This is a genomic window from Paenibacillus hubeiensis (genome assembly GCF_032334105.1).
Classification (GTDB): domain Bacteria; phylum Bacillota; class Bacilli; order Paenibacillales; family Paenibacillaceae; genus Paenibacillus; species Paenibacillus hubeiensis.
This window is the reverse complement of record NZ_JAVYAE020000001.1, coordinates 586,207-610,344: the sequence shown is the minus strand read 5'-3', so window position 1 is coordinate 610,344 and position 24,138 is coordinate 586,207. Positions and strand designations below refer to the sequence as shown.

The 24,138-nt window shown below is 51.5% G+C and carries 20 protein-coding genes, 1 tRNA gene and 1 riboswitch; of the genes, 12 read left to right on the top strand and 9 right to left on the bottom strand.

Annotation, left to right across the window (positions count from 1 at the left end):
* Nucleotides 1-58: 58 nt before the first annotated feature.
* Both RSX24_RS02760 and RSX24_RS02755 read right to left on the bottom strand, forming a co-directional pair.
* Entirely contained in the window at nucleotides 59-1,042 is a 984-nt protein-coding gene (locus tag RSX24_RS02760) for an MBL fold metallo-hydrolase (protein WP_343259599.1), read from the bottom strand.
* Between the two features lie 91 nt (nucleotides 1,043-1,133).
* Nucleotides 1,134-2,534 (bottom strand): RsmF rRNA methyltransferase first C-terminal domain-containing protein, encoded by a 1,401-nt coding sequence (locus RSX24_RS02755; RefSeq protein ID WP_343259598.1) that lies wholly within the window; start codon nucleotides 2,532-2,534, stop codon nucleotides 1,134-1,136.
* 148 nt (nucleotides 2,535-2,682) lie between these two features.
* Between RSX24_RS02755 and RSX24_RS02750 the strand changes: the two genes are divergently transcribed.
* Nucleotides 2,683-3,828 carry a glycosyltransferase family 4 protein gene (locus RSX24_RS02750; RefSeq protein ID WP_339277290.1) on the top strand — a complete coding sequence of 382 codons (1,146 nt, stop codon included), beginning with the start codon at nucleotides 2,683-2,685 and terminating at the stop codon, nucleotides 3,826-3,828.
* A 95-nt stretch (nucleotides 3,829-3,923) separates the two neighbouring features.
* Here RSX24_RS02750 and RSX24_RS02745 read toward each other — a convergent pair whose 3' ends face one another.
* On the bottom strand, nucleotides 3,924-4,982 hold the full coding sequence (locus tag RSX24_RS02745; protein WP_343259597.1) for a YkvI family membrane protein: 1,059 nt from the start codon (nucleotides 4,980-4,982) through the stop codon (nucleotides 3,924-3,926).
* Between the two features lie 199 nt (nucleotides 4,983-5,181).
* On the opposite strand from RSX24_RS02745, the gene RSX24_RS02740 reads away from it, so the two are divergent.
* The 4 genes from RSX24_RS02740 (at nucleotide 5,182) to RSX24_RS02725 (ending at nucleotide 7,013) form a co-directional block, all read left to right on the top strand.
* Nucleotides 5,182-5,763 carry a xanthine phosphoribosyltransferase gene (locus tag RSX24_RS02740; RefSeq protein WP_236418029.1) on the top strand — a complete coding sequence of 194 codons (582 nt, stop codon included), beginning with the start codon at nucleotides 5,182-5,184 and terminating at the stop codon, nucleotides 5,761-5,763.
* A 97-nt stretch (nucleotides 5,764-5,860) separates the two neighbouring features.
* Entirely contained in the window at nucleotides 5,861-6,190 is a 330-nt protein-coding gene (locus RSX24_RS02735) for a hypothetical protein (RefSeq protein ID WP_236418028.1), read from the top strand.
* Nucleotides 6,191-6,333: 143 nt separating this feature from the next.
* On the top strand, nucleotides 6,334-6,552 hold the full coding sequence (locus RSX24_RS02730) for a hypothetical protein (RefSeq protein ID WP_343259596.1): 219 nt from the start codon (nucleotides 6,334-6,336) through the stop codon (nucleotides 6,550-6,552).
* Nucleotides 6,553-6,683: 131 nt separating this feature from the next.
* Nucleotides 6,684-7,013, top strand: a complete 330-nt coding sequence (locus RSX24_RS02725; RefSeq protein WP_236418025.1) for a carboxymuconolactone decarboxylase family protein — start codon at nucleotides 6,684-6,686, stop codon at nucleotides 7,011-7,013.
* Between the two features lie 124 nt (nucleotides 7,014-7,137).
* Here RSX24_RS02725 and RSX24_RS02720 read toward each other — a convergent pair whose 3' ends face one another.
* Complete coding sequence (locus RSX24_RS02720) at nucleotides 7,138-7,602, bottom strand: C40 family peptidase (protein ID WP_236418023.1); 465 nt, start codon at nucleotides 7,600-7,602, stop codon at nucleotides 7,138-7,140.
* 6 nt (nucleotides 7,603-7,608) lie between these two features.
* Nucleotides 7,609-7,740, bottom strand: a riboswitch (cyclic di-AMP (ydaO/yuaA leader).
* A 330-nt stretch (nucleotides 7,741-8,070) separates the two neighbouring features.
* Here RSX24_RS02720 and RSX24_RS02715 point away from each other — a divergent pair.
* The 4 genes from RSX24_RS02715 (at nucleotide 8,071) to RSX24_RS02700 (ending at nucleotide 12,751) form a co-directional block, all read left to right on the top strand.
* Nucleotides 8,071-8,155 (top strand) — tRNA-Leu (locus RSX24_RS02715).
* 293 nt (nucleotides 8,156-8,448) lie between these two features.
* Nucleotides 8,449-10,056 (top strand): alkaline phosphatase family protein, encoded by a 1,608-nt coding sequence (locus tag RSX24_RS02710; protein ID WP_343259595.1) that lies wholly within the window; start codon nucleotides 8,449-8,451, stop codon nucleotides 10,054-10,056.
* Between the two features lie 702 nt (nucleotides 10,057-10,758).
* Complete coding sequence (locus tag RSX24_RS02705) at nucleotides 10,759-11,586, top strand: GNAT family N-acetyltransferase (RefSeq protein WP_343259594.1); 828 nt, start codon at nucleotides 10,759-10,761, stop codon at nucleotides 11,584-11,586.
* A 229-nt stretch (nucleotides 11,587-11,815) separates the two neighbouring features.
* On the top strand, nucleotides 11,816-12,751 hold the full coding sequence (locus RSX24_RS02700) for a divergent polysaccharide deacetylase family protein (RefSeq protein ID WP_339277298.1): 936 nt from the start codon (nucleotides 11,816-11,818) through the stop codon (nucleotides 12,749-12,751).
* Here the strand turns inward: RSX24_RS02700 and RSX24_RS02695 are convergent.
* A complete protein-coding gene (locus RSX24_RS02695; protein WP_343259592.1) occupies nucleotides 12,726-13,499 on the bottom strand; it encodes an N-acetylmuramoyl-L-alanine amidase family protein in 774 nt (257 codons plus the stop codon). The genes RSX24_RS02700 and RSX24_RS02695 overlap by 26 nt on opposite strands.
* A 194-nt stretch (nucleotides 13,500-13,693) precedes the next feature.
* On the opposite strand from RSX24_RS02695, the gene RSX24_RS02690 reads away from it, so the two are divergent.
* The gene (locus tag RSX24_RS02690) at nucleotides 13,694-13,870 is read left to right on the top strand and encodes a YqzE family protein (RefSeq protein ID WP_236418013.1); all 177 of its coding nucleotides are present in this window, start codon (nucleotides 13,694-13,696) and stop codon (nucleotides 13,868-13,870) included.
* A 62-nt stretch (nucleotides 13,871-13,932) separates the two neighbouring features.
* On the opposite strand, the gene RSX24_RS02685 is transcribed toward RSX24_RS02690, so the two are convergent.
* The 4 genes from RSX24_RS02685 to RSX24_RS02670 form a co-directional block, all read right to left on the bottom strand.
* Nucleotides 13,933-14,355: a hypothetical protein gene (locus tag RSX24_RS02685; RefSeq protein ID WP_343259591.1), complete on the bottom strand. Its 423-nt coding sequence runs from the start codon at nucleotides 14,353-14,355 to the stop codon at nucleotides 13,933-13,935.
* A 51-nt stretch (nucleotides 14,356-14,406) separates the two neighbouring features.
* Nucleotides 14,407-15,492, bottom strand: a complete 1,086-nt coding sequence (locus RSX24_RS02680) for a hypothetical protein (protein ID WP_343259590.1) — start codon at nucleotides 15,490-15,492, stop codon at nucleotides 14,407-14,409.
* A gap of 148 nt (nucleotides 15,493-15,640) precedes the next feature.
* Nucleotides 15,641-16,672 carry a YqhG family protein gene (locus tag RSX24_RS02675; RefSeq protein ID WP_343259589.1) on the bottom strand — a complete coding sequence of 344 codons (1,032 nt, stop codon included), beginning with the start codon at nucleotides 16,670-16,672 and terminating at the stop codon, nucleotides 15,641-15,643.
* Nucleotides 16,669-18,426: a DEAD/DEAH box helicase gene (locus RSX24_RS02670; RefSeq protein WP_343259588.1), complete on the bottom strand. Its 1,758-nt coding sequence runs from the start codon at nucleotides 18,424-18,426 to the stop codon at nucleotides 16,669-16,671. Before RSX24_RS02670 ends, RSX24_RS02675 begins: the two co-directional genes overlap by 4 nt.
* Nucleotides 18,427-19,145: 719 nt before the next feature.
* Here RSX24_RS02670 and RSX24_RS02665 point away from each other — a divergent pair.
* Together RSX24_RS02665 and RSX24_RS02660 are read left to right on the top strand one after the other, a co-directional pair.
* A complete protein-coding gene (locus RSX24_RS02665) occupies nucleotides 19,146-21,227 on the top strand; it encodes an acyltransferase family protein (RefSeq protein WP_343259587.1) in 2,082 nt (693 codons plus the stop codon).
* Between the two features lie 272 nt (nucleotides 21,228-21,499).
* Entirely contained in the window at nucleotides 21,500-24,055 is a 2,556-nt protein-coding gene (locus tag RSX24_RS02660; protein ID WP_438286765.1) for a beta-mannosidase, read from the top strand.
* The last annotated feature ends 83 nt before the right edge of the window (nucleotides 24,056-24,138 follow it).

Here is a 24,138-nt window from a genome sequence, read left to right as displayed (position 1 = left end):
CACGTCTTTTTGCGCTTGTTTTTTATGCCATCAAATGCATCCCTAACCATTTCATCGGTTAACCCCGGGGTTCAGGGTATCTCCACCATGGTTGGCTCGGGTAATCCGCCGTATATAGCCTGACCTTCTCACCAATTTTGGGTGTGGCGATGTTAACCTTCAAGGCTTGTGCTGCCTTGGTGACCCGTTCAACCGGCTCGTTCCAGGCATGAAAGGCCAGCGTAAATGCGGCCCAATGAATCGGGATGAGCAGTTCGCCACCTACATCCAAATGAGCTTGTACCGTTTCTTCCGGCATCATATGAATGTTGGACCAACGCTCGTCATATTGTCCGCACTCCATCAAGGTCAGGTCAAAAGGCCCGTATTTTCTGCCGATTTCCTTGAAATGAGGGCCGTATCCGCTGTCGCCGCTAAAGAAAACCTTCGTTTCCCGTCCAGCAATGACCCATGAGCACCACAAGGTGGAATTGCGATCAAACAAGCCTCGGCCTGAGAAATGACGCGCTGGCGTGCAAGCAACAGTGAATCCCATTAAGGAGAACTCATTCCACCAGTGGTGCTCGGTAATCTGTTCCGCAGGAACACCCATTTGGATCAATCGTCGGCGAACGCCGAGCGGGACGATAAATCGTTCTGTTTTATCCTTTAATCTGCGGATGGAGGAAGAGTCCAGATGGTCATAATGGTCATGCGAAATAATGATTGCATCGATGGCCGGGAAATCCTCCGGCTCGATCGGCAAACGGGTGCTGTACCGTTTCGTACCCGCCCAGGACACAGGGGAAGGGCGTTTGCCCAGCATCGGGTCAAAAAGCAGCCTGCGTCCTTCCATTTCAAGCAGGAAAGCCGAATGGCCGAACCATGTGACCTGTGGGTTATCCGATGCGTTCAACGATTCGGCAGGTTCACATTTCACGATCGGCATGTTGGCTGCCGGCCTCCGTACGGCACTGCCTCGGATCGAGTCTCTTAACATGCTTATTAATGAGTTGAAGCTCATGCCTGCGGACGTCGGAATCTGATTTTCGTATTTTGTCATGATTCAACCCTTCTGTTCTCTATGATCAAAAATTGAATTTTTGAAAAAACAGTGCCGTCTTGCAGACAGGCTGATACCAGCCGAACACGGCTTACTGCATGCGGCGCAAGCCTTTCGGCAGACGGTTCTTCAGCTGTCCGCCACTGGCTTTGCCCCATCCGAGCGGCAGTCCATCCACCGTCACCAGCGTCCAGCCTTTCAACGCGGCATCCGCCGGCAGACTCTCGCCACGCAGATAAGCGGCTGTCAGATCGCTGTCCGCCTCCAGGGTCACATGCTGCATTCGGGCTGCCGCATCGGGTGCAATGGACAAGGCCAGAGCATGAGCAGGCTCAAAGCGCCCTTTTTTCCAGTCGCCGACATGCAGCCCGGCTCGCGGAAGCTTCAAGCCGCTCAAACGCTCGTCGCTGAGCAGTGCCGCGCCGCTGTCCGGCAGGGCATACAAGGCTTCGCCGAAAAGGAGCGGGCGACCCGTTCGCACAACGTGATCCGGCATATGCTCGTCGCTCCAGGCGATGAACGCGTCCCAGGCGGATTGCGTTTCTTTGCCAGGGTTATTTTGGCGTCCGGCTTTCCCCTTTTTGCCATGACGTTTGGCTGTGGACATGCTTTCTTCCGATTCGCCGATGTTTGCATGTCGTGCTTCCGCTTTGGTCAGGATCGCAACGAAGTGTCCCTCTCCGCGGTTCAAATGAGGCCAAATTCGCTCTGTACGCACAAGAGTCAAGTCCGGATAGGCAGCGACCAATCGCTCCATCATGCCCTCGTTTTCCTCGCGATTAAAAGTACATGTAGAGTAAGCCATCGTTCCGCCGGGTTTCAGCATCGTATATGCATCCTGCAAAATATCCCATTGCCTGTTGACGCACAGCGTGACCAGATCCTCGGTCCAATCCGTCACTGCATCGGCATCCTTGCGGAACATGCCTTCGCCCGAACATGGGGCATCCAGCATGATGCGATCGAACGTTGCAGGGAAACGGGCTGCCAGCTCACCGGGCGCAGCGCAGGTGACAACCACGGAGGCCAGTCCCATCCGTTCCACGTTTTCGGCCAGTATTTTGGCCCGGGCCGGATGGATTTCATTGGAGATCAGCAGTCCCCGGTCTTGGATGAGGGAGGCGATATGCGTCGTTTTTCCACCCGGTGCCGCCGCCAGGTCAAGGATCGTTTCGCCGGATTGGGGGTTCAGCATTTCTACGGCCGACATCGCTGAAGGCTCCTGTATATAATAAAGGCCTGCTGCATGATATGCATGCTTGCCTGGCCGTTGGTCCTCGTCATAATAATAACCCGATTCGCACCAAGGCACGGGAGTAAGGGAGAACAGCTCCGTTACCTGCTGCAATCGTTCCGGGGTTGCCTTGAGCGAATTGAAGCGCAATCCATGTGTGCGGGGCTGTTGATAGCTGTTGATAAAAGCATCTGCTTCTTTGCCAAGCATTTGCCGCATATATTGTACATACGCATTGGGAAGTTGGGGCTTGCCCATTTCGAAACATTCTCCTTTCATGAAAAACAGGGGATTAGCAAGGTGGAACGTACAAAGGCCGTACTCTCTTTGACTGAAACATACGTTCCAATATATCATGTTTCAAGTTATACTGAAAAGACCGATGCAAGGAAGGGGGAAACTTACGGTGAAATTGCTGCAGGCGCTATTCTTTCCTCCGGAACAGCCCGGAGGTGTATCCTCTATGGTTCCCTATATGCAGGAGAGGTTCACTTCTCCAAGATGGGAGATGGACCTGTTTTCGCTGCCCAAACGGATTCGTAACAAGGGCGTGGAGGAAGTCCGGTTCGAAACGTTCGATTGGACGCAATACGGGGACAGTCCAATCGTGCAAAAATACATGCAAACCTACCGGGACTATCTGTGGTGGACCAAGCTGCGCATCCAGAAGTCCTATGATCTGATCCATGCCCATCACCCGATTGCCGGGCTTGCGATGAAAAAGGTTTTTCCGCAGGTGCCCCTTATTCAAACGATTCACTCCAGTTATGAGCGGGAGCTGATCCTGAACGGGCGCATTGAACCGGATGGACCGGAGCATCGTTTCCTGCTGTCGATCTATGGCGAACTGGAGCATCACGCGGACCGGCTGCTGACGGTATCGAATTCGTTCAGGTCGTATCTGGCACCTCTGCTCCGGAAACCCGAAGCGATCGGAGTGATTCCGAACGGATTTGACGAGAAACGCTTCAAGCCGATACCGCATGATAATGCGATTCCGCAGCTGGTTACGGTTTGCCGGCTCGTTCCGGCGAAGGGGCTGGATATTTTGTTCAAGGCATGTGCCGAGCTGAAGGAGCGCGGCCATGAATATGTTTTACATATTATCGGGGATGGCCCGATCCGGCCCGATCTGGAAGAACTGGCGCAGCGGCTCGGCATTTACAATGAGACCATATTTTACGGGTACACGCTGCATCCGGAGGAATTCATGCCGTTTTTCGATATTTTCGTCCTCCCATCGCGGGCAGAGGCGTTCGGATCCGTGTTCGCCGAAGCGGCGCTCAGCTGTCTTGCGCTTGTGGGCACCGACGTGGGCGGGATTCCCGAGCAGATTGAGGATGGGAGCAATGGCCTGCTTGTGCCTGCCGAAGACCCGCTTGCGCTTGCCGAGGCATTGGAGAAAGTCATGCTTGATCCTGCTTATCGGTATGAGCTTGCCCGGTCAGCCTGTGCCAAGGCAAAGGCAGAGTACTCCTTGGGCCAATCCGTCAATAAGCTGAAAAAGCTATATTTGCAATTGGATCGCCGGACTTCCGGCATAGAAGATTGAATCGAAAGCGGGAGGCGATCCGCCGACGGAAAGCCGCCAATGAGCAAAGGAGCGAAATGCCGGGTCTGCTGCCCGTTTATTTCGCTCCTTTGCTTTTATGGATTCTTGCCGGTTTTGCGAAAGCTTCCCCAATGGTTCATGATCAATTTGGTTGCCCAGACCAGGGCGAGGCAGCCGAAGATCGGGTACAGAACGGAAAGCAATGAACTGAACCCCAATTGGCTGAGCAGGTAACACAGCAACATGATCGTCAGGATAAGCAGTTTGGGCGGAACCTGGACATGCTGTTTAAGCTGGAGCGTCATGCCATAGATATCAGCAACGAACGTGCTGAAGATTTCCATAAAAATCAGAGACACGTAGATGGATTGCACAACCCATCCCAATTGAAAGGCAATGCTGCCCATCGGAATCTCGAATTGAGTAATTCCAGGCATATAGGCCGACATCGCAAAATGTGCTGCCATCAGCATGAAACCGACGCCAACGCCCCCTACAATGCCGCCCCACTTCAGTACGTTACGATCACGGATCTGACTGCCTAACGGCACGAGCACCGCCTGAGCCAGGGCAAGGTTAAATGACGAATACAGCAAGGGGGATAGCCAGACCCTAACCGGATTAGCATCCGTCGTCAGCGTAATGAACCGCGTGGCGGCTGGATGATGAATGGTGCTGACAATCATGAGCAACGACAACAGAAGCATCATGGGCACCACGATGCTGTTCATCTGCAGAATCGCTTGTATGCCTCGTCCAAGCAAAAGGTATGTACCGACCAGCGTAATGAGTAGTCCGGTTTGGTAATGCATCCCCAGATGCTCCACGAATACCGAGCCTGCGCCAGCAAGCATCACGCTGTTGACGCCAATGAGGACCAGGAGGGTAACCCAGGTAATCCATTTGCCTGCCTGCTGCCCGAACAAATGCTTGTTGAGATCCTCATAGGAGCGGGATTCGGTATCGTGGGCAATCAGCATCATTTTGGTGCCCAGCCAGACAAACAGTATGGTGGATAAACCGATGGTGATGGTGGCCCATTTGCCATACTGGGTGAAAAACTGCAATATTTCCTGTCCTGTCGCGAAGCCGGCGCCGACAACCGTTCCGATGTATGTGAATGCGATCTGCAGTACCCGGAAAGCCTGTTTCATGCGTTTCCCCTCTCAGGCACCAAATTAGTTTGGACATGCGGGTGCCATGGTACAAGGTATGCTTGACCCGAAAAAGTCATGACAAGCGCGTAGAGTCGACAACTTTTTCCTTCGTCATGAAGACTGGGGCGATTTCGCTTGAACTATGGGCAGGATGTATGATACTTTTACCTCATAGGATAGGCTGGGAGGTCAAAACATGGAAGTATTGAAACAACGGATTTTGGAAGAAGGCGTGGTTATTTCGGACCAGGTTCTGAAGCTGGACGCCCTGCTCAACCATCAGATCGATACGGAATTGACGATGGAAATGGGACGCGAATTTGCAGCACGTTTCCGCGAAAGCGGGGTAACCCGGATCATTACGGTTGAATCGTCGGGCATTCCGGTCGCTTTTGCCACAGCGCACGAACTTGGCGTGCCGCTCGTATTCGCAAGGCGCAAAAAAACGCTTTTGGCTGACCCAGACGCCTACTGTGAGCGCGTACCTTCCTTTACCAAAGGAATCGTAACCGATATAATGGTATCCCGCGAGTTCATCCGGGAAAATGATCGAATCCTGTTCATTGACGACATCATTGCCAATGGGGATGCCGCGCGCGGCATCATCAAAATTATAGAGCGTTCGGGGGCTGAGCTGGTCGGATTCGGAGTCGTGGTGGAAAAATGCTTTCAGGCCGGCGCACGCACCATTCGCGAGTTGGGCGTTCCGGTGGAAGCGTTGGTTCGGATCCGTTCCCTGGAGAACGGTACCGTGCAGTTTGACGATTCGGAATGTTGACCATTCGAAGGAAAGACTCATTTTTTCTTAACTATACCTTTGCATGACCGTGCATTTGTTTTATAATGGGGTTATGTTAGGGAGAGGAGGCAACACCATGGGAAACCAACCGGCAACAGAACAGTTTTTTATGGATAAGCTGGCTGAATCAAAAGTTCATTTTGAACGTGCCCTGGATTGTAAACATACGGAATTTGATGACCTTTATCCCTATATGATTGAACATCCGCAGTTTTTCTGGTACAAACGCTACGTTGCCTGGTCAGAGCTGCTGACGATCGTGGGCTTGTGCGAAGAGTTGTCCTTCTCTTGGAAAGAACAATTTACGCCGCATCAAGTGGAGTACCTGGAATCACGCGTGATGTCCGCCAAGGTGCTTGATTTCTGGTTTGAGAAGAACGACAGCAAAGAGCACGCTCAGCGATAATTTTCAGTAGGGAACCACTTAGGAATGACACGGCAGCAGTCACGCGAGACCTAAATGAATTTCATTTAGGTCTCTTTTTGTAGCACGTTGCCGTTTAGCACAGATACAGACCATCATTTTATAGAAAGTCGAGGCCATGAATCATGATTAGCGATGAAGAATTGAATGCGCTCCGCTTGTCGGGAGAAAAAGTGAGGGTGGTGCGCGACGAGTTGGAATCCAACGACGTGAAAGGCATTGTCGTTGCGTGGGACGATGAGCAGGTTCTCATTCGCCGTCAAAATCGGCGAGTGGTCAAGCTGGATCGCCGTTACAGCTTCCAACGTTTCAGCGAACCCCGTCGAAGCCCGCTGAAGGAGTAGCGGTCTGCCATCAGGATTATTCCTGAGGTTAACTGGATTTACCATGGACGTTTGGGCATAGTTGTCTGCTCCGGGAGACAGGATAAGGTCGGTGAGTGACTGGAACCTATCTGTGAGGGGATGATTGCAACATGACACTGATGAACGATAAAGTCCATGCGTACAAGGATCAGATTGGCGAATTGGAAGGTTTGCTTCCCGGCGTGGTCAAGTCCTATCACGAATTTACGGGCGAGTGTTTTCAGCCAGGCGCCATCGACGCCAAAACGAAACAATTAATCGCGCTGGGCATCGGATTGTTTGCGAATAATGAAGTGTGCACGCTCTACCACGTGCAGGAGGCCCGTGCCAAGGGAGCTTCCGATCAGGAAATACTGGAGGCCGTTGCCGTCGCCGGAGCCGTTGGAGGCGGACACGCCCTGTCTCAGGGGGCTCTTAGGGTTCAGAAGGCGCTGCATTAATCCGATAAGCCCATATTTGCACCAAAAAGACCAGACAAGGCTCGAGCCCTGTCTGGTTTTTTTGGCATTCTTGGTTAGAGTACAATGTTTCTCAAGTGATCTGGATGAACAAGTGCGGTATCGTTTAAATTTTTCCAAGCATTTTGTTATACATGAATTCGCCGGTTACACGGCGTGCAGTGACGTAGCGGTCGCTGAAATAAGGATTGGACAATTTGGTGATGCTGACGCCTTTGCTGCTTGAAGCATGGGCGAAGTTGCCTCCACCGATATACACGCCTGTATGAGAGATGCCTTTTCCAGTGGTATTGAAAAATACAAGGTCGCCTGTGCGAAGGTTGGCTTTGGAAACAGCGGTGCCAGCCTTGGCTTGTGCCTGCGAGGTACGCGGCAGCTCGATGCTGTATTTGTTAAACAGGTATCTCATAAATCCGGAACAATCGAAGCCGGCCATTGTTGTGCCGCCCCACTTGTACGGAATGCCAGTCATGCTGTTGACTACGGTATTGATGCTGCTTGCTTCGGTTGCTGTTGCACCGGAAGTAAATAAAACGGCTGCGCCGAATAAGGACAGGATAAGCTTTTTCAAAATGTTATGTTCTCCCTTCGATGCCTACGGAGTTAGCTAAGGGTTCGGTAGAAGGTTCCCTATATTTCCTATGTATCGGAATAATTCACCCGGTATGGTTCCCCCGTTTTCACTAATGAAACTCGGCACATGAATAATGAATATTTTGTAACCATTTGAAATGATATTGCATAAATACGAAATTGTCAAATCGTTCTGAAACGGTTATCTGCACCGCCATGTTAACGGAATTCTCATTTTTTATGCTCAAATTGCGAAAAAGCTGTCGTTTTTCGGTTACAAAAAAGTAACCACCGTTTCAACAGCTAATGGAATGGACAAATAAATAGTTTGTCGCCTGACTACAGCATCCATTTCCTTTCGCGTCATTTTGCTGTTCATCATGGCTGTTAATGTGTTGACAGAGTTTCGGTTTCTATGATATATTCTTCCTTGTCGCCGTGATATTTCCGGAGATATACCACATATGCGGTCGTGGCGGAATTGGCAGACGCGCACGGTTCAGGTCCGTGTGGGCTAACCCCCCGTGGAGGTTCGAGTCCTCTCGACCGCATCAATATAACCATAAGAAAGCTCTTGAATTTCCTTATTTGGAGATTCAGGAGCTTTTTTCATCTATAGGAACGCCTGTGTAACGCGGTCACGCTGTACCGGCTTGCCATTGGCCATCATTTCGTCCAGTGCGGCGGGAGAGATTTGCCGCGAGACGCTGTATTTGTGCTGAATCCAGCCATACTTTTCACGGAACGGATGTAATTGTCATCTTGGTTATGTTCATAATGGAAAAAATAACCTCGGATACCCCCTAGATTTCAAGACACAATGTACATAAAGGGGTGAACCGTTATGAAGAAAAAAGGGATTCGAATGTGGCCTGTGATCCTTATATCGATCATGCTGATCGGATGCCAGAACTCGAAACCCAAAGAACAGGATTTGATGCGAATAAATTCCGCCAGTGGAGAAAATGCGAAGAAAGTCATTTTCCTGATGGTAGACTCTTTGATGGTTCAGGCGATTGACCAAGGAATCGGCAAGCAGGAGCTTCCGACATTAAAATTTCTGATCGAACACGGACAATATTATAAAAACCTGGTCAGTTCCTTTCCCACGATGTCCGTCACGATCGACAGCTCATTGCTTACCGGTGCGTATCCGGACATTCACCGTGTGCCAGGTCTGACGTGGTACTCTGCGGAAACCAAGAGAATGATCAACTATGGAACCGGACCGATGGAAGTGCTCAGGCTCGGAGTGAATCGGGTACTTGCTGATGCGCTGATCCATTTGAACGGGAGTCATTTGAGCAAGGATTTGCCTACGATCTATGAGGACTTAGCCCGGCAAGGGTTTAAGTCTGGTTCGATCAACGGCCTGATTTACAGGGGGGCGTCCGATCATAAGTTGTCGATACCCGATTGGATTCAAGGTCCTGCTTCTTTACCGAAAGAGATTCATGTGAAAGGGCCGGACCTGTTGTCCCTGGGTTCGTTGTCTAATCCGTTTCAGGGGATAAAAAACTTGCCGGACGGTGTAACGAATCGGTTGGGCATCCATAATGACTTCGCTATTGAAGCCGTAAAATATTTGATTCACTCCAATACATTGCCGGATTTTTTGTTTGTTTATTTGCCGGACTTGGACCGGGAGTTGCATAAAAAAGGTCCCACTGGACTTCGTGGAGTCAAAAAGTTGGATCAGCAGCTTCAATCTGTATTGGAAACATTCGGTTCTCCGGAGAAAGCCTTGAAAGAGGCCGTTTTTGTCATTGCAGGCGACAGCGGAATGACACAGATTTTGCCTGCCAAGCAAAATCCGGTCATTGATCTGCCCTCTTTGCTCGGAGATGCCACCATTTTGCGTCCGGGTGAAGCCGTATCGGAAGATACGGATATCGTGCTCGCCGTCAATGAAACGATGGCCTATGTATATTCATTGAAAGCGGATCGATCCCTGAGAGACACGGCAAATGTATTGAAGAGCGATCCGCGCATCGATTTCGTTTCCTGGAAAGACCAGGAATGGATATACGCCATTCAGGGGGCAACAGGCAAACAGATCAAATTTAAAGCAGGCGGTAATCTAACTGATCCATACAACCAATCATGGACGGTCGAACAGGATCAAGAGGTGCTGGATTTAAGCATAAACACGGCCACACATTCATTGAATTACGATCAATATCCCGATGTTCTGAAACGTTTGTCAAGCGCGCTCCGTTCACACCAAGGCGAATTTTTGGTTGTCACGGCAAAACCGGGATATGAATTGACGGGCGGCAGTTCACCTGCGCATAAGGGCGGAGGCGGTCATGGTTCCATTCGCAAAATGGAATCGCTTGTTCCCTTGATCATCAGCGGAACAGACCAAAAGCCGGAACACTTGCGAATGGTCGACTTAAAAGCTTATTTGCTTAATCTCGTAACAAAGAAGGCCCAGAAAAGCAACAGGTGAAAAGAGAAGGCGTTTCAAATGCCCTCTTTCATTATTGGTGACCGTATTGATAAACAAATTCTTTGATGAGTTCGTTCAAGGTACCCGCAGATTTGGTAGGGATCTTTGCAGCGTTCATGCATTGATCATGAGACCACCGGTATACTTTTATACCGGTGGTTGTTTGGTGTTTATTGCTGCTGTACCTGGAACATTTTTTCGAACAGGTGGCATCATCGGACGCCAGTAGCTGCTGTTTTATCTTAGCCGCCGTGTAACCCCATAGGTAGCCAATCCAACTCCTACAGCCAATAACGACATTAGGATTCCTCGATTATTCAGGAGTCGCGTCCATTGCATGCCATTTCACCGCCTTTTTGAAGGGTTATACTTATTGAATAACGGTTATTATTTTGCGTACGGTCCGATCTCTTCATTCATGGGAATGTAACCTTTGACTTCCTGTAACTTCAATTTGGAGTTTGTTGTTCAATAAAAATAGGTTGACCCCGTAATTAATACACGGTATCTTAGTCTTTGTTGCAGGTTCGAGTCCTCTCGACCGCATCCACAAATCATAAGCAAAACTCCAGAGAAACTCTGGAGTTTTTTCATAATATAAGTAGAGGCGGGGAAGCGCATATGACCAATCATAGAATTGAAGCTTTGAGCCAGGAAACTCTGGGGAGCTTTTTAGCATATTGCAGGAAGCACCGTAATGAAGTGGATGATTCGTTTTTATACGAAGAGGACTTGCGCGACTTTGCCATCCATGAAGACAATCCGACCTATATTGCCCTGGATTCGGCGGAGGAAGTGGTTGGCGCAGTTTCGCTCATTAAAGATGCTTATCACCGCAAAGGGCGGCGTGGGCGGTTCCGCATTTTTCACGCCGAAGTGAGTGATCTCACTCTACACGGCCGATTGTTGAAGTCGATTATACAGCATGGGAAAGGGCTGGATCACCTGTTTGTTTTTGTGCCAACCGTACATCACGAATTTATGGAAACGTTGAAAAAGCTGGATTTCAAGCTGGAGCGATATGCCTTTATTCTGGTACATCATCAGCTCGAAAAGCCGACTTTCGAGGTGCCTGACGGATATCGATTGGAAGCTTTCCGTACGGGATTGGACGAAGAGGCATGGGCAGAGATCCGAAACGCGGGTTTCGCCAAGCTGAAAGGAAATGAAACACCGGTAACACCGGACATGGTAACCAAAATGGTTGCGGAGGAGGATTACCTTGAGGGCGGGATGCTGATGCTGTATCATGGGGACCGGCCCGTTGGAATCGTGCGGGGTTCGGACGATGAATTCCAAGGAGCATCGATCATGAACATCGGGCCGGTTGCGCTTGTTCCTGAATACCAAGGAAAAGGGCTGGGGAGAATTCTCCTTAGAGCGGCAATGGCGTTCGCGGTTGAACAAGGGTACTCTCAAGCGATCCTGTGCGTCAATGCCGAGAATGAACGAGCCAAGAACCTCTACCTTCAGGAAGGCTTTCAGCAAGTGGAAGCTGCCGCCAATTTAAGGTATGATCTCACTAAATGACGGATAAGCTGCGGGATATCCGCTCTTGAATCTTTGTTCATTGCTGGGGCGCTAACATAGTGATTCGTCCTTGTATCAGCATAAATATGACGTGACAGGCTTGCGTTCCAGCGATATTGGCAAGCCTGTTTGACGTGCAATTTTTTACCGGAAAGACTGGGTCAGCAGCGTACATATTCACTCCTCCAATATGAAACAATGAGTACACGGACATAAGGAGGGGGTTATGATGAAAAAGCAAGATGTAGGCCAACAAGCGCGAATAGGCAAAAACAGGGCCGTAAAAGTGATCATGGCCGGTGCGATGGTGCTAATGCTGCTGCAGGGCTCAGCCGGGGCATTTGGAGCTGCGGCAGGTCGCTCCGACTTGATTGAACATGCCAATGCTGGATGGAACATGCAGAAGCCAGCCGGCAAGGATGGTTCAGGCATTGAATCCTCCGAACCGCATAAGCGGCTTGCCATTATTATCGACGATGCAGGCAACGACATGAAGGGCACGGCGGAAATATTGGCTGTGCCTGCGAAGCTGACGGTCGCGGTCATGCCTTTTTTGCCGACAACGAAAAAGGATGCGGTCGCTGCGCATGAAAAGGGCATGGACGTCATTGTCCATATGCCCATGGAACCGAAAAAGGGAAGACCTGAATGGCTCGGTCCGGGCGCCATCACGTCAGGACTAAGCGATGAGGAGGTCCGGGAGCGGGTAGAAAGAGCAATCGATGACGTTCCTTATGCCATCGGCATGAACAATCATATGGGCTCCAAAATCACTTCAGACAAACGCATTATGTCCGTCGTACTGGATGTGTGCCGGGAGCGGGGGCTGTTTTTTGTGGACAGCCGTACCAATTTCCGCTCGATCGTCGGCGAACTGGCTGTCCAGAAAAACATGCCTCCCATCGGCAATGACATATTTCTGGATGATCGCAATACGCAGCAGCATATCCGTAAACAGATGGATGCTGCCGTGAAACATACGCTCGATAAAACCAATTGCGTGGTGATCGGTCATGTCGGCCATACCGGATTGAACACATCCGCCGTCGTTCATGAGGCGATGATACGCTACAAAGGACAGGTTGAATTCGTCGGTATTGGCGATTTGGCCCGGGAAGTATGGAGTTGGAACGCTTTTCCTACACAGCCGATAGATAAAAAATAATGCCGTCAGCGATAGCCTCTGCGATCCGCTTCTGTCCTTCGGAATCGTTGATCATGGTCAGATCCTTCGCATTGCTCAAAAATCCTGTCTCGACGATAACGGCGGGCTGTTTTACCTGGTTAAGCAAATAAAACGGTTTGCCCCATTCTACGCCATGCCGGGTTCCGTACAAGTCATTGAGCCGGCTTTGAATGGCTTCGGCCAGTAAATAACTGCGGCCTTCCTTTTGGTGCAAGACGACGGGACCGCGGATGGCCGCTTTTTTGCTCCAGTTGGCATGGATGCTGACCACAATGTCGGTACTGACTTCCTCGCTCAAGCTTTTCCGTTGGGCCAGGTCGCGATGGTGCCTGGAACGGCTGTTCAGCCAACGATTATCATCGCTGAGCGCATAATCGCCGAGCCGGTTAATGATTACCGCGTATCCTTTGCTGCGCAGGAGCAGATAAAGTTTCTGGCTGATGGCAAGGTTGATGTCTTTTTCCAAAACGCCTTTCGCACTTGTACCGCCATCAATTCCGCCATGGCCCACATCGAGTAAAATCACCGGTGTGGCAAATGCGTGGTGGGAGGAGCGATAAGCATCCCCGTCCATGAGCGGCAAAAGGGAAGGACTTTCGCTTTGTTTTTCGGTAGATGGTGAAGAAACGGATTCACGCTGGATTCCTGCACTTGCAAAGGCAGTGGAATGGGATAGTGTGGAAAGGCCGATGAGCAGTGCCATCGTCACGGATAACAGCTTTAACATGTTAACGCACACTCCTTATCTATATAGGCACCTCACGCATGAACTGGATGCAGTGGAACCCTTTGACATTAGGCTGTGCATTCTGACGCTTTTCATACTTTGCGAGCCGGAAAAATGTTTACCTGCCGGATGTCCTGCGCACACTATAACTAACCGGCGGCGATCCGCCGGTAGAATAGTGAGGAGGCGAAAGAATGGCTAAGAGCGATGAATTGGTGAAGTACATTACGCAGCGTGTCGTCCATTATATGGAAACCCCGCGGGAGGAACGAAAGGGACAGCGCAAAACGAAGGAACCGTGGGCGGTTAAATGGTTCGGCATGCTTCCCTACGGCCTATCCATGTGGGTCAGAAGAAAGGACCGTAAATAAGTGGTCGGCGGGCAGCTCTGGCTTCACTTAGATCGTACAAAGAAAGACAAAAAGACGCTTTCCTAGAGTGAGTCTGAGGAATGCGTCTTATTTGTTGTGGATGAGTCGGCAATGTTGACAATATTATGCTGCACCTGAATTTGAATGAATTTCCGGTGCATGATGCGGGTTGTGACGACCGCGGTTTGCCGGCCTTTTTTGAAAAAATAACCCGAACCTTCCTGTCCGGTATACGTCCAGCCTTGTTCGCTCATGCGATCCTGAAACAGTTGAGTGGTACGCTGTAAGTTGTTCCGGGTCAGAAACAGTCCGTGGCCTTGTTCGTCCGTTCCGAGTGCGCCAATGTCCAGGTTGGTTGAATTCAATGTTTGCATCATCCGGACTTGGGGGACACCCACGTTTTGAATAAACGTAACCATCCAAAAAAATCCCGCGGCAAAACATACGATTACGCCAATGCCAACACCGAAGCCCCACCTCTTCATGAATCATGCCCTCCATATCGATAGAAATACTGGATATAATGACCAATTGTATCATTGATGATGCACGGAGGCGAGGGGATCGAACACGTAAAAATGTCCGTCATGGATCAAGGTTTGCAAGGGCACCCTTCGTTGAATGGTCGAACTGCCGCCTATGGCAGCATACGCAATCTTCATCCCGTCCGACAATGATGTCCAGACTTGAATGCCGCCGACCGGCAGCGGGCCGCCATAATACATGTTGCGTTCGCCAGCCGAGAATACGATGGATTGGCCTTGACCCCATAGTTTGAACAGATCGTCAGTTCCCTTCACAGGAATCGCAGGCGAGGTGATCCATGACAATTGTTCAACCGGATCGTACAAGGGGACAGCATGCAGCTGGTCAACCGTAAACGTTGATGCATCCAGGACGTAGGGGTCAGGTGAAGATACGATCTGCTGCTTTTCCTTAAACGAAAGGCTCCAAAAGGAATGGGGATCGCCGGCGGCGAGCCGTTGTTCCGCGGCCTGCACAACTTCGAACGGAAGCAGATCACCTCCTGCAGCGTCGATATATAAAGAATCTCCGTTTTTTTGCTTCACGGACCAGTAGGCCAGCATAGGCGGCATGTAGCGAAGCTCGATTGACCCTCCGCCTGCCGTGACCACCTGTGGATCGAGCTGTTGCCTCCGCAGAGCCTTTTTCAGCAAAGTGAAACTGTACAGCGGCTCTTTGCCTTCGCCATATTCGCTTAGAACCAGGTCCCCCTGTTCGCTGGCAACGATGATCATATATCCTAGAGCCGCATCGTCCACATAAGCATGAACCAACCAGCCGTGTGTCCCCGGCCCCAGGGGAAAGAAACGCAGCTCTGCACGACCCCATATATGGGATGATTCGGGTGATCCGGCTCCGAGCACCCGTGCCTGATCACGGGCAAACTGCAGCACGGATTCGGGCGCTTGTACAGAAGAAGGGAGCGTAAATTCGGGATTAGCCGCAGAGGCAGCATATGCCGAGGACTCCCGCTGTTGCTGCCGTTCCGCGCCTTCTGCATACATCGGGAAGGATGACACGAACAGACCGGTCAGGCTTATTCCCAATCCGATCAGAAACCCGTGGAGTATGCGCGGCCTGCAGAGAAGCTTGTTCAATGGACTCACACCTTCTTTTTCGGTTCGATTCGATTCCAATTCCTATTCTAGGGGACAGGCCGTGCAAAGGGTGCTGCAACCTGTCGTCAGGCGGCTCAGGAATAAACACTACTTTTGCCGTCATTTGCTGGAAAAGTAGCATCCACGTCTATCTTAAATGAAACATGCCGCAACTGATTGCCGTAACCTTCACTTTGGGCTCATACTGCCAGATCATTTCGGTTCGACGTGTTTCATACTGCTGTTTCAGGGCTTCGCGCGCCAATGCGGCTTGCTCTACCTTGTCTTCGTCAGGGGAAGCATCCTTCGCTTCGGCACGTTTGGACGTTGTCGTTTCGCCTTCCTCTTCGTTGAAAACAGCTTCGTAATAGGCATCCAGCACGGACAGCTCCAATTCCAGACGCTGCTTCGCTTGTTCGGCCCAGCTGTAATCCAGCCGCATCAGCTGGTTGGTCAGATGGGTTTCCAGCGCGTCTCCGGCGGCGGCCAGCGACATTTTGGCCGTTTGGACGTGCATGTTTTCGGCCAGCCGCGGGCTGAGGACGCGCCGGTTAAGCTTGGAGCCGAATCGTTCGACGATTTCGCCGGACCGTAAGGAAATGCCGAGGAAATGCAGTTCTTCCCGCTTCAGGTCGCAGGCAAATTCCACCTTGAAGCAGACGCCGAGCCAGGGCTCGTACAGGGATGGGGCAGAAGCGTTCAGCTGCCGCTTGGCAGGCTGCTCGAACAAATTGACATAGGAGCCGCCTTCGCGGGCAGCGCCGAAAATTTGCTGCAACCGCCGGCTGCCGTACACGACATCCTCGCGCAGGATGCGCCCTGGTCCGAGCTGCGGAAGGGCAGGAGCAATGCCGAAATACCGGCCCAAAATGCTTTCCTTTGCTTCACCGCCTGCTGCAGGTGAATTCGGCGTCTGCGAGGCGGCGGAAGCCGCTTCTGCTGCTTCCAGGGAGCGTTGATAGGCTTCGGGATCGAAAACGAAGGTGAACGACATCGTTTCGGCCGGAGCGCCGGTGCGTTCCACAAACCCCCAGTAATAAGGGCGATTCGTCAGGGCTTTGTCTGCCTCCGGAGAAAGCTTGACCGTAACATGGGCCGGGGATTTTTCCAAAATGTCGCAATCCGTTGCTTCCAGATAGGTCAGCACGTAAGCCTGCACTTCGTTTGGCGCCATGCTCATCGTGATCTTCCTCCTTCCCGTAATTCCCGCTCGGGAACTTCACTCTGTACTTCGCGCTGAATGGAATGGAGCGATTGGCCGAGGGAATCCATTTTGCGCCGGATATCGTCTTCGTTTTGGGATTCCAGCATGATTTTGTACAGGCTTTTTTCGATGGATTCTTTCTTTTCCAGCCGTTCCAGAATAACGTCCAGGCCGCCAATAACCATTTCGAACATGTTGATTTTTTCATGAAGCAGGTTCAGGATATGCTCCTCAATGGTGCCTGTCGTCGAAAGGTTATAGATATTGACGTCGTTCTGCTGCCCGAGCCGATGTACACGCCCGATTCGCTGCTCGACCCGCATCGGATTCCATGGAAGATCGAAATTGATCATATGGTGGCAGAACTGCAGGTTGATGCCCTCGCCGCCCGCTTCCGTGGCAATCATGGCTTGCACGCGACCGCGGAAAAGGTCCATCATCCAATCTTTTTTGCCCCGGTTCATACCGCCGCGGTAGGGAACTGCCGTCAGCCCGTTATTGCGGAAATAGTTCAGCAGGTATTCCTGCGTGGCCCGGTATTCCGTGAAGATGATCACTTTTTCGTTCATGTCGCGAATGAGTTCCATCGTTTTTTCCGCTTTGGAATTGGCCTTGATGGCTTTGATGTGGGCAACGAGCTCCCAGATCTTGTCCCGCAGCGGAGAATCCAGCGGAAGCTTTTTGGCCAGGTTGACCAGGGTGACAAAGACGGCATCGCGGCTGCTGCATACTTCACGCTGCAGCGTGACCAGTGACAGCATGCTGTTTAAGTTGCCGCCGGCCTCCTGGTATTGATCCTTCACGAAGGCCGTAACCGCATCATAAAGAGCCTGCTCGTCTGGTGAAAGCTGCAAATTCACGTTAGATACATTGCGTTTCGTGAACTGAACGGGGCCTTCACCGCGCCGATTGCGGATCATGACCTTGGACAGCTCGTCCTTGAGCTGCTCCTGATTTTTCGGTATACGTTTGTCGACGACGAAGTTGGCGGCAAAATCGCCTTGCTTGCCGAGCTGCCCGGGCTTCAGCAGGTTGATGAGGTTAAACAACTCGCCCATGTCGTTTTGCACCGGGGTAGCGGTAAGCAGCAGGCAATACTTTTTTCGCATTTTGAGCATGAATTGATAGTTCGTCGTTTTTTTGTTTTTGAGCTTGTGGGCCTCGTCGACAATGATCATGTCGTAGTCCGTGCCCAGCAAAATATCCTTATGCGGATCGCGTTTGGCCGTATCCATGGAGGCAACGACGACTTCGGATTGCCAGGAGTAGGCTTTTTTCTGCGCGACTGCGGGAATGCCGAACTTGGAATTCAGCTCTCGCACCCACTGCAGGACAAGGGATGCGGGCACGAGAATAAGCACTTTGGAGACGAGTCCACGGATCATGTATTCTTTGAGGATCAGCCCGGCCTCGATCGTTTTGCCCAGACCTACCTCGTCGGCAAGAATGGCACGGCCCGACATTTCAAAGAGTACCTTGCGGGCAGTATCCAGTTGATGGGGGAGCGGAGTAAGCCCTTGCAGATGTTTCAGGCACTGGATTTCGTCAAAATTGGGAATGAGATTCGTTTCTTCGGCTTGATTCGCCAGTTGAAAGAGCCGGTAATCGCCCCAGGGACCGCCTTTGTCAAGCCGGGATTCGAGCTGGTTCAACCAGGTGCGGTCCAATTCCAGCGGAACGGGCAATTTCGGTGGTGCAGGTTGATTGTTCTGCGGTTGTTTCCGGTTCATGTTGCATCCTCCCTGCCATGGTTCATGACGTAGTATTCGTAGGTTATAGTATGGACGAACGGGAAGCAGTTCATAACCATATGCGTAATGTACGCGTTTGTCCGGGCATGAGATTTCATAGAATTGCAGAACTTTCATCAATATGCACCTTCTTGGCGATTCCATACGCTAATGCGTACTCTCTCCCTGGTCCTAGGTATCTGGACGCAATTCGGGGCAAAACTTTCAATCTGGCAATAATTCGGTTTATAATGGGTAATGGCTGTTAGACATGGTTTGCAGCCTTTTTTTGTCGGACGAAGTCGGGTTTTCACGACATCTGTGGAAGTGCTTCTGCATTGCGGATGAAAACGCGGCCATGAAATGACAGGTAATATTGTCCAGTACGAGAAAAACATTGTATTAAACGGCGGTTTTGCAGTATGATTTTACAGCTAGTTGAATCTGGCAGAAAAGGTTACATCGTTTCATTGATTTGTAATGGTTGCTGTCATTTCTTCCCGGAAGCATCGGCGTATAATGCTAAACGGGAAGCGATGCGGATTCAATAAATATAGATGCAACGCGAACAGAATATGACGCGTCTTTGTTGTGTGGAAATGAAGGATGGAAGGTGCAGTACGAATGTTAATGATGTGGATGACAACCAGAAATGCAACAAGCACGGCAACGCTACGGACGATTTCGGCGTCGGCTCCTGCTGACAAGGAGGGGCTTGCATGTCACAAGTAATGAATGGCAGACGCCACATGAACGGGCTGGATGGCATGAGGGCCATCGCGGTGATGGCGGTCATCGCCTATCACCTGAATTTAGGATTTATTCCCGGCGGTTTGCTCGGAGTAGGCATGTTTTTTGTTTTATCGGGCTATCTCATAACGGATATTCTACTGTCTCAATGGAAGGCGCACGGGCGGATCGCCCTTGGCGACTTCTGGCTGCGCAGGGCAAGGCGGCTGCTCCCGGGCATGCTCACGATGACGGCGGTTGTAATGATCTGGTTGTTGTTTACTGATCCTTCCCGGCTTGCGGCGCTTCGCGGAGACATCATTTCGGGCATTTTATACATAAGCAATTGGTGGTACATTTTTCATCACGTTTCTTACTTTGAGAGTTTTGGGCCGCCATCGCCGTTCGGCCACTTCTGGTCACTGGCCGTGGAGGAACAGTTCTATATCGTTTGGCCTTTGATTCTCATTGCGTCGATCGCATTGTTTAAACGGAAAGGATGGCTGGTCGTATTCATCGTGGTGGTTGCGGAATTGTCCGCCGGCATGATGGCGATCCTGTACGATCCGGATCTCGATCCAAGCCGCGTCTATTATGGAACGGACACGAGGGCATTTGCCCTTCTCGCAGGCGCAGCTTTGGCTGTCGTATGGCCGAGCCGCAAACTGTCCGCATCGATTGCCGCCAGGGGCAGAATGATGATGGATGCGGTGGGACTGACCGCCTTAGGCGTGCTTGTGGTTATGCTGTTGACCAGCAGCGAGTACGATCCTTCGTTATATATGGGCGGCATGGCATTGCAGGCTCTTGCTACCACGGTGCTTGTGGCAGTGCTGGCCCACCCCGCGTCGTTGCTGGCACGCGTCATCGGCGCAAAGCCGCTGCGCTGGATTGGTGAACGTTCATACGGACTATACCTGTGGCATTATCCAGTCATTGTGCTCACCAGCCCTGCCGTGGACACGGATGGAGCAGACCCTGTACGCATGCTGCTGCAAGTGCTGGCGACGTTTGTGCTGGCATCGTTATCTTTGAAGTATATCGAAAACCCGATTCGGCATAACGGGTTTCGCCATGCGTTTTCCGGATGGTGGGGTAAGGGGCGGCAGAATGTTCCGCAGCACCAATTGTGGGGAAAACGTGCTGCTCTTATGATGGGCTTGCTGTTGTTTTGCTTCACCATTTCGCAGATGATGGTTACATCGGCCGCCAACGTGGATTCCCATTCGGAATCGGTCTCGGCCACATTCAACGGAGATCGTGAATCGAATGAAGAAGAAGGCCATACGCTGCTCCCCAACGATGCGGGCTCTACCCCTGCTGAAGAACAGCATGTAACTGCAAGCGAGAAGCCTTCATCCGGTTCAGACCAATCGGCGAATGGAAGCAACGATCAGGGAGAGCCGCAGTCAAGCAATGATAAGCCGGCCGCTGGAGCGGGTTCCGGCGAAGGAAAACAACCGGTGCAGGAAGATGCGCCGGTCGTTTCGGGGAATGAACCGAAGGGAAACGTCCCCGACTCCAAAGGCAGCAGAGGGGGGAAAGCGCCGGAAGCTCCGTCCAATGAAGCGGGCAAGGAAGATGTCGTTCCACTGTCGGCCAAGGACGGAAAAATTGCATATACCGTGATCGGAGATTCGGTTATTCTGGATGCCAAACCTTATCTTGAAAAAGGCATAGCCGGCGTATACGTGGACGGGCATGTCGGCCGCCAGATGTGGGAGGCTGCCGACGTTCTGGCGGAACTGGCACAGAATCGGAAATTGGGCAGCCGGGTCGTGCTTGAGCTCGGAACGAACGGTTCCTTTAACTCGAAGAGTCTGAATGCCGTACTTGACTCCCTCAAGGATAAAGAGCGGGTATATCTCGTGACGGTAAGGGTGCCACGTCCTTGGGAGCGTACGGTCAATAAAGCGTTGAACGATGCGGAAAGCAGCTACGACAATGTATCGCTGATCGATTGGTATAGTGCAAGCGAAGGGCACGACGAATATTTTGAGCACGATGGCGTGCATTTGACGGTGGAAGGGTCGGAAGCTTTTGCCGATCTCGTGAAAAGCAGCATCGAATAAACCGGAATCATATCATCCTAATTTTACGATTCAAAACGAAAGGCGTCTTTGCAGGAGCTCTCGAAGGAGGGCTCCTTTTTTGTGAACGAAATTTTTTGGACGCAGGGCAATGGTCTGTGTTAAGTTAGCTATGTATGCGTTATCTTTGAGTGTTGGGTGAAATCAGAGGCAATATATTTGTATATTTTTCGTTTCATTTTCTGAAAACGGTTTCTGCACGACTATGTTTAATGCTGGGAGAGAGGCACATGATGACGTTGAAGAATTCAGATCTGGATTTGTCGGGAGAATGGAAAATACAGCATTTCGAGGTGGGCGAAAAACGGGCCATGGAATTGGCGGCGGCCGGATTGGACGACCGTTTTTGGATCGGAGCGGACGTGCCGGGGGATGTGCACACAGCCCTGATTCAACGCGGTATTATTGATCCGCCGTATTATGGGCATAACGATGCCAAAAGCCGTTGGATCGAACATAAGGAATGGTGGTACAGAACCAACTTCAACTGCGTGAAGGAGATGAACGCGGAAGATCGCTTTGAACTGGTTTTCGAGGGGCTTGATACCTTTGCAACGGTATACGTCAACGGGCATGAAATCGGCAAAACAGCCAACATGCTGATGTCCCATACGTTCGACGTCACAACGATCATCCGCAATGGATGGAATGCTGTCGCCGTAAAATTCGATCCGCTATCCATCCATCATCGGGATAAGGAGCAGTTTGACTGGTCCTCCTATACGAAGGAACGACCCTGGTTACGCAAGGCGGCCATGAACTTCGGATGGGACTGGGGCCCGCGCATGGTCACTGTGGGGATCTGGGGAAAGGTATGGCTGAAGCGCAGCACCCGTGCCCAGCTAAAGAGCGTGTATGCGCAGACCCGTGCTGCGAGCAAGCAGCAGGCCCTTGTCGATGTTACGGCAGAAGCCGCCTCCGTTGAGTCTTTTCGCAGCAAGAAACGAAGGGAGCATCCGATCTCTCTTACTTGCGATGTACGACTGCTTGATGCACAAGGAAACGAAGTCGCATCGGCTCACGGCCTGGACGTGCTGGCAGGACAAGCGAAGGCTTCTTTGTCAGTGTCATCACCGCGTTTATGGTGGACGCATGATCTTGGCGAGCCGTATTTGCATACGCTTGAAGTCGTTCTTTATGCAGATGGCCGGGAAGCGGATCGGTACAGCGAACCGTATGGCATTCGCACGATGGAGCTTGCCCTGCACAATGAGCAAGGAGAATCTTCGTTTGCGTTTGTGCTGAACGGAGTGAAGATATATGCCAAGGGCGCCAACTGGATTCCCGCAGATCATCTGATCGGTTCGATTCCGGAGCACCGTTATCGCGAATTGATCGAGCTGAGCGTGGAAGCCCATATGAACATGCTCCGGGTATGGGCGGGCGGAATCTACGAGAAAGACGTGTTCTATGACGAATGTGACCGTCAAGGCGTGCTGGTATGGCAGGATTTTGCGTTTGCCAACGCATTGTTCCCGGATTTCAATCAGGATTTCATGGAGAACGTGCGCAGGGAAGTGGAAAACAATGTACTGCGTTTGCGCAATCGGGCCTCCCTTGCCCTGTGGTGCGGCAATAACGAAATCGATTGGCTGTATGACATGAAATCGGCAAGCGGAGATATAACAAGCCCGTTCTATGGCGAATTGATCTATCACGAGCTGATTCCGGAAGCGTTGGAACGGCTTGACCCGTCCAGGCCATATTGGCCATCCTCGCCTTTTGGCGATAGCCACGGCATGGATGCCAACGATCCCGGCGTCGGTGATCGGCACAACTGGCAGGTGTGGCATGGATCGGTGTATCCGCGAAAACAAGGCGAACCCCCGTTGTTGGACTACAGCGTCGAAGGCGTAACGTTCAAAAACTATAAAAAGGATATGGCGCTGTTTAGCAGCGAATTCGGCATGCATGCCTCGGCGAACAGGTATACGCTTGAAAAAAACATGCCTCCTGGCCAGTTCTATTGGGGGAGCCCTGAGATGGCTTACCGAAATAAAGACACGAACCACCAGAAAGGCATTTTGCTGATGGAAGGCTACACAGGCATTCCGCAAAACATCGATGAATACATGAACTTTTCGATGTTGACACAGGCCGAAGGCTTGCGTTACGGCATTGAACATTTCCGGCGGATCAAACACCGCAACAGCGGTGCGCTGGTATGGCAGCTGAATGACAGTTGGCCGGGCACGAGCTGGTCGATGATTGATTATGAGCTGCTGCCTAAGGCTTCTTTTTATTATGGGAAAGTGTTCTTTCACCCTGTTTTATTGTCCTTGGAGCATGAACCGGGCGAACCGCTTGCCCTCTGGGTGGTGAATGATACGCTGGAACCGGTGCGTGGGCAGCTTCAGCTTCGGGTGTATGATTTTGAAGGCGGAAACGTATACTCCAGCAGCTATGCCGCTGAGGTGGGCCCGCAATCGGCGGTCTGCGTGGCGAAGTTGAATGAAGCGGAGGCGCTTATGGGCCGGCGTGCCCAAGACGTTATTGTCGAACTGAGCGCGGAAGGGTTCGCGGCACCTTCCAATCGATATTTCTTGCGCGATCCGAAGGAGGTGGCATTGCCGGAATCCCGGCTGAGCGTGCACGTCAACGAAGAGGAGCTGTCTGTCACGGTGACGGCGCATCATGCGATTGCCCGTATGGTCAAGCTGGAACTTCCTCTCGGCCGCGTCCGGTTCAGCGACAATTATTTTGACCTGCTGCCGGGGGAGAGCCGGACTGTGCGCTTGCGCCATCCGGAACGGGGCAGCTTGCCTTTAAGCGAGCTCAAGGTGAGCGCCATGAACGGGCGAGAAGGCTAATTGCGTTTGTCCCAAAAAAACAGCCGATTTGCCCTAAACAGGCATTCCGGCTGTTTTTTTATTCTTGTTGATGCAGTCAGGCA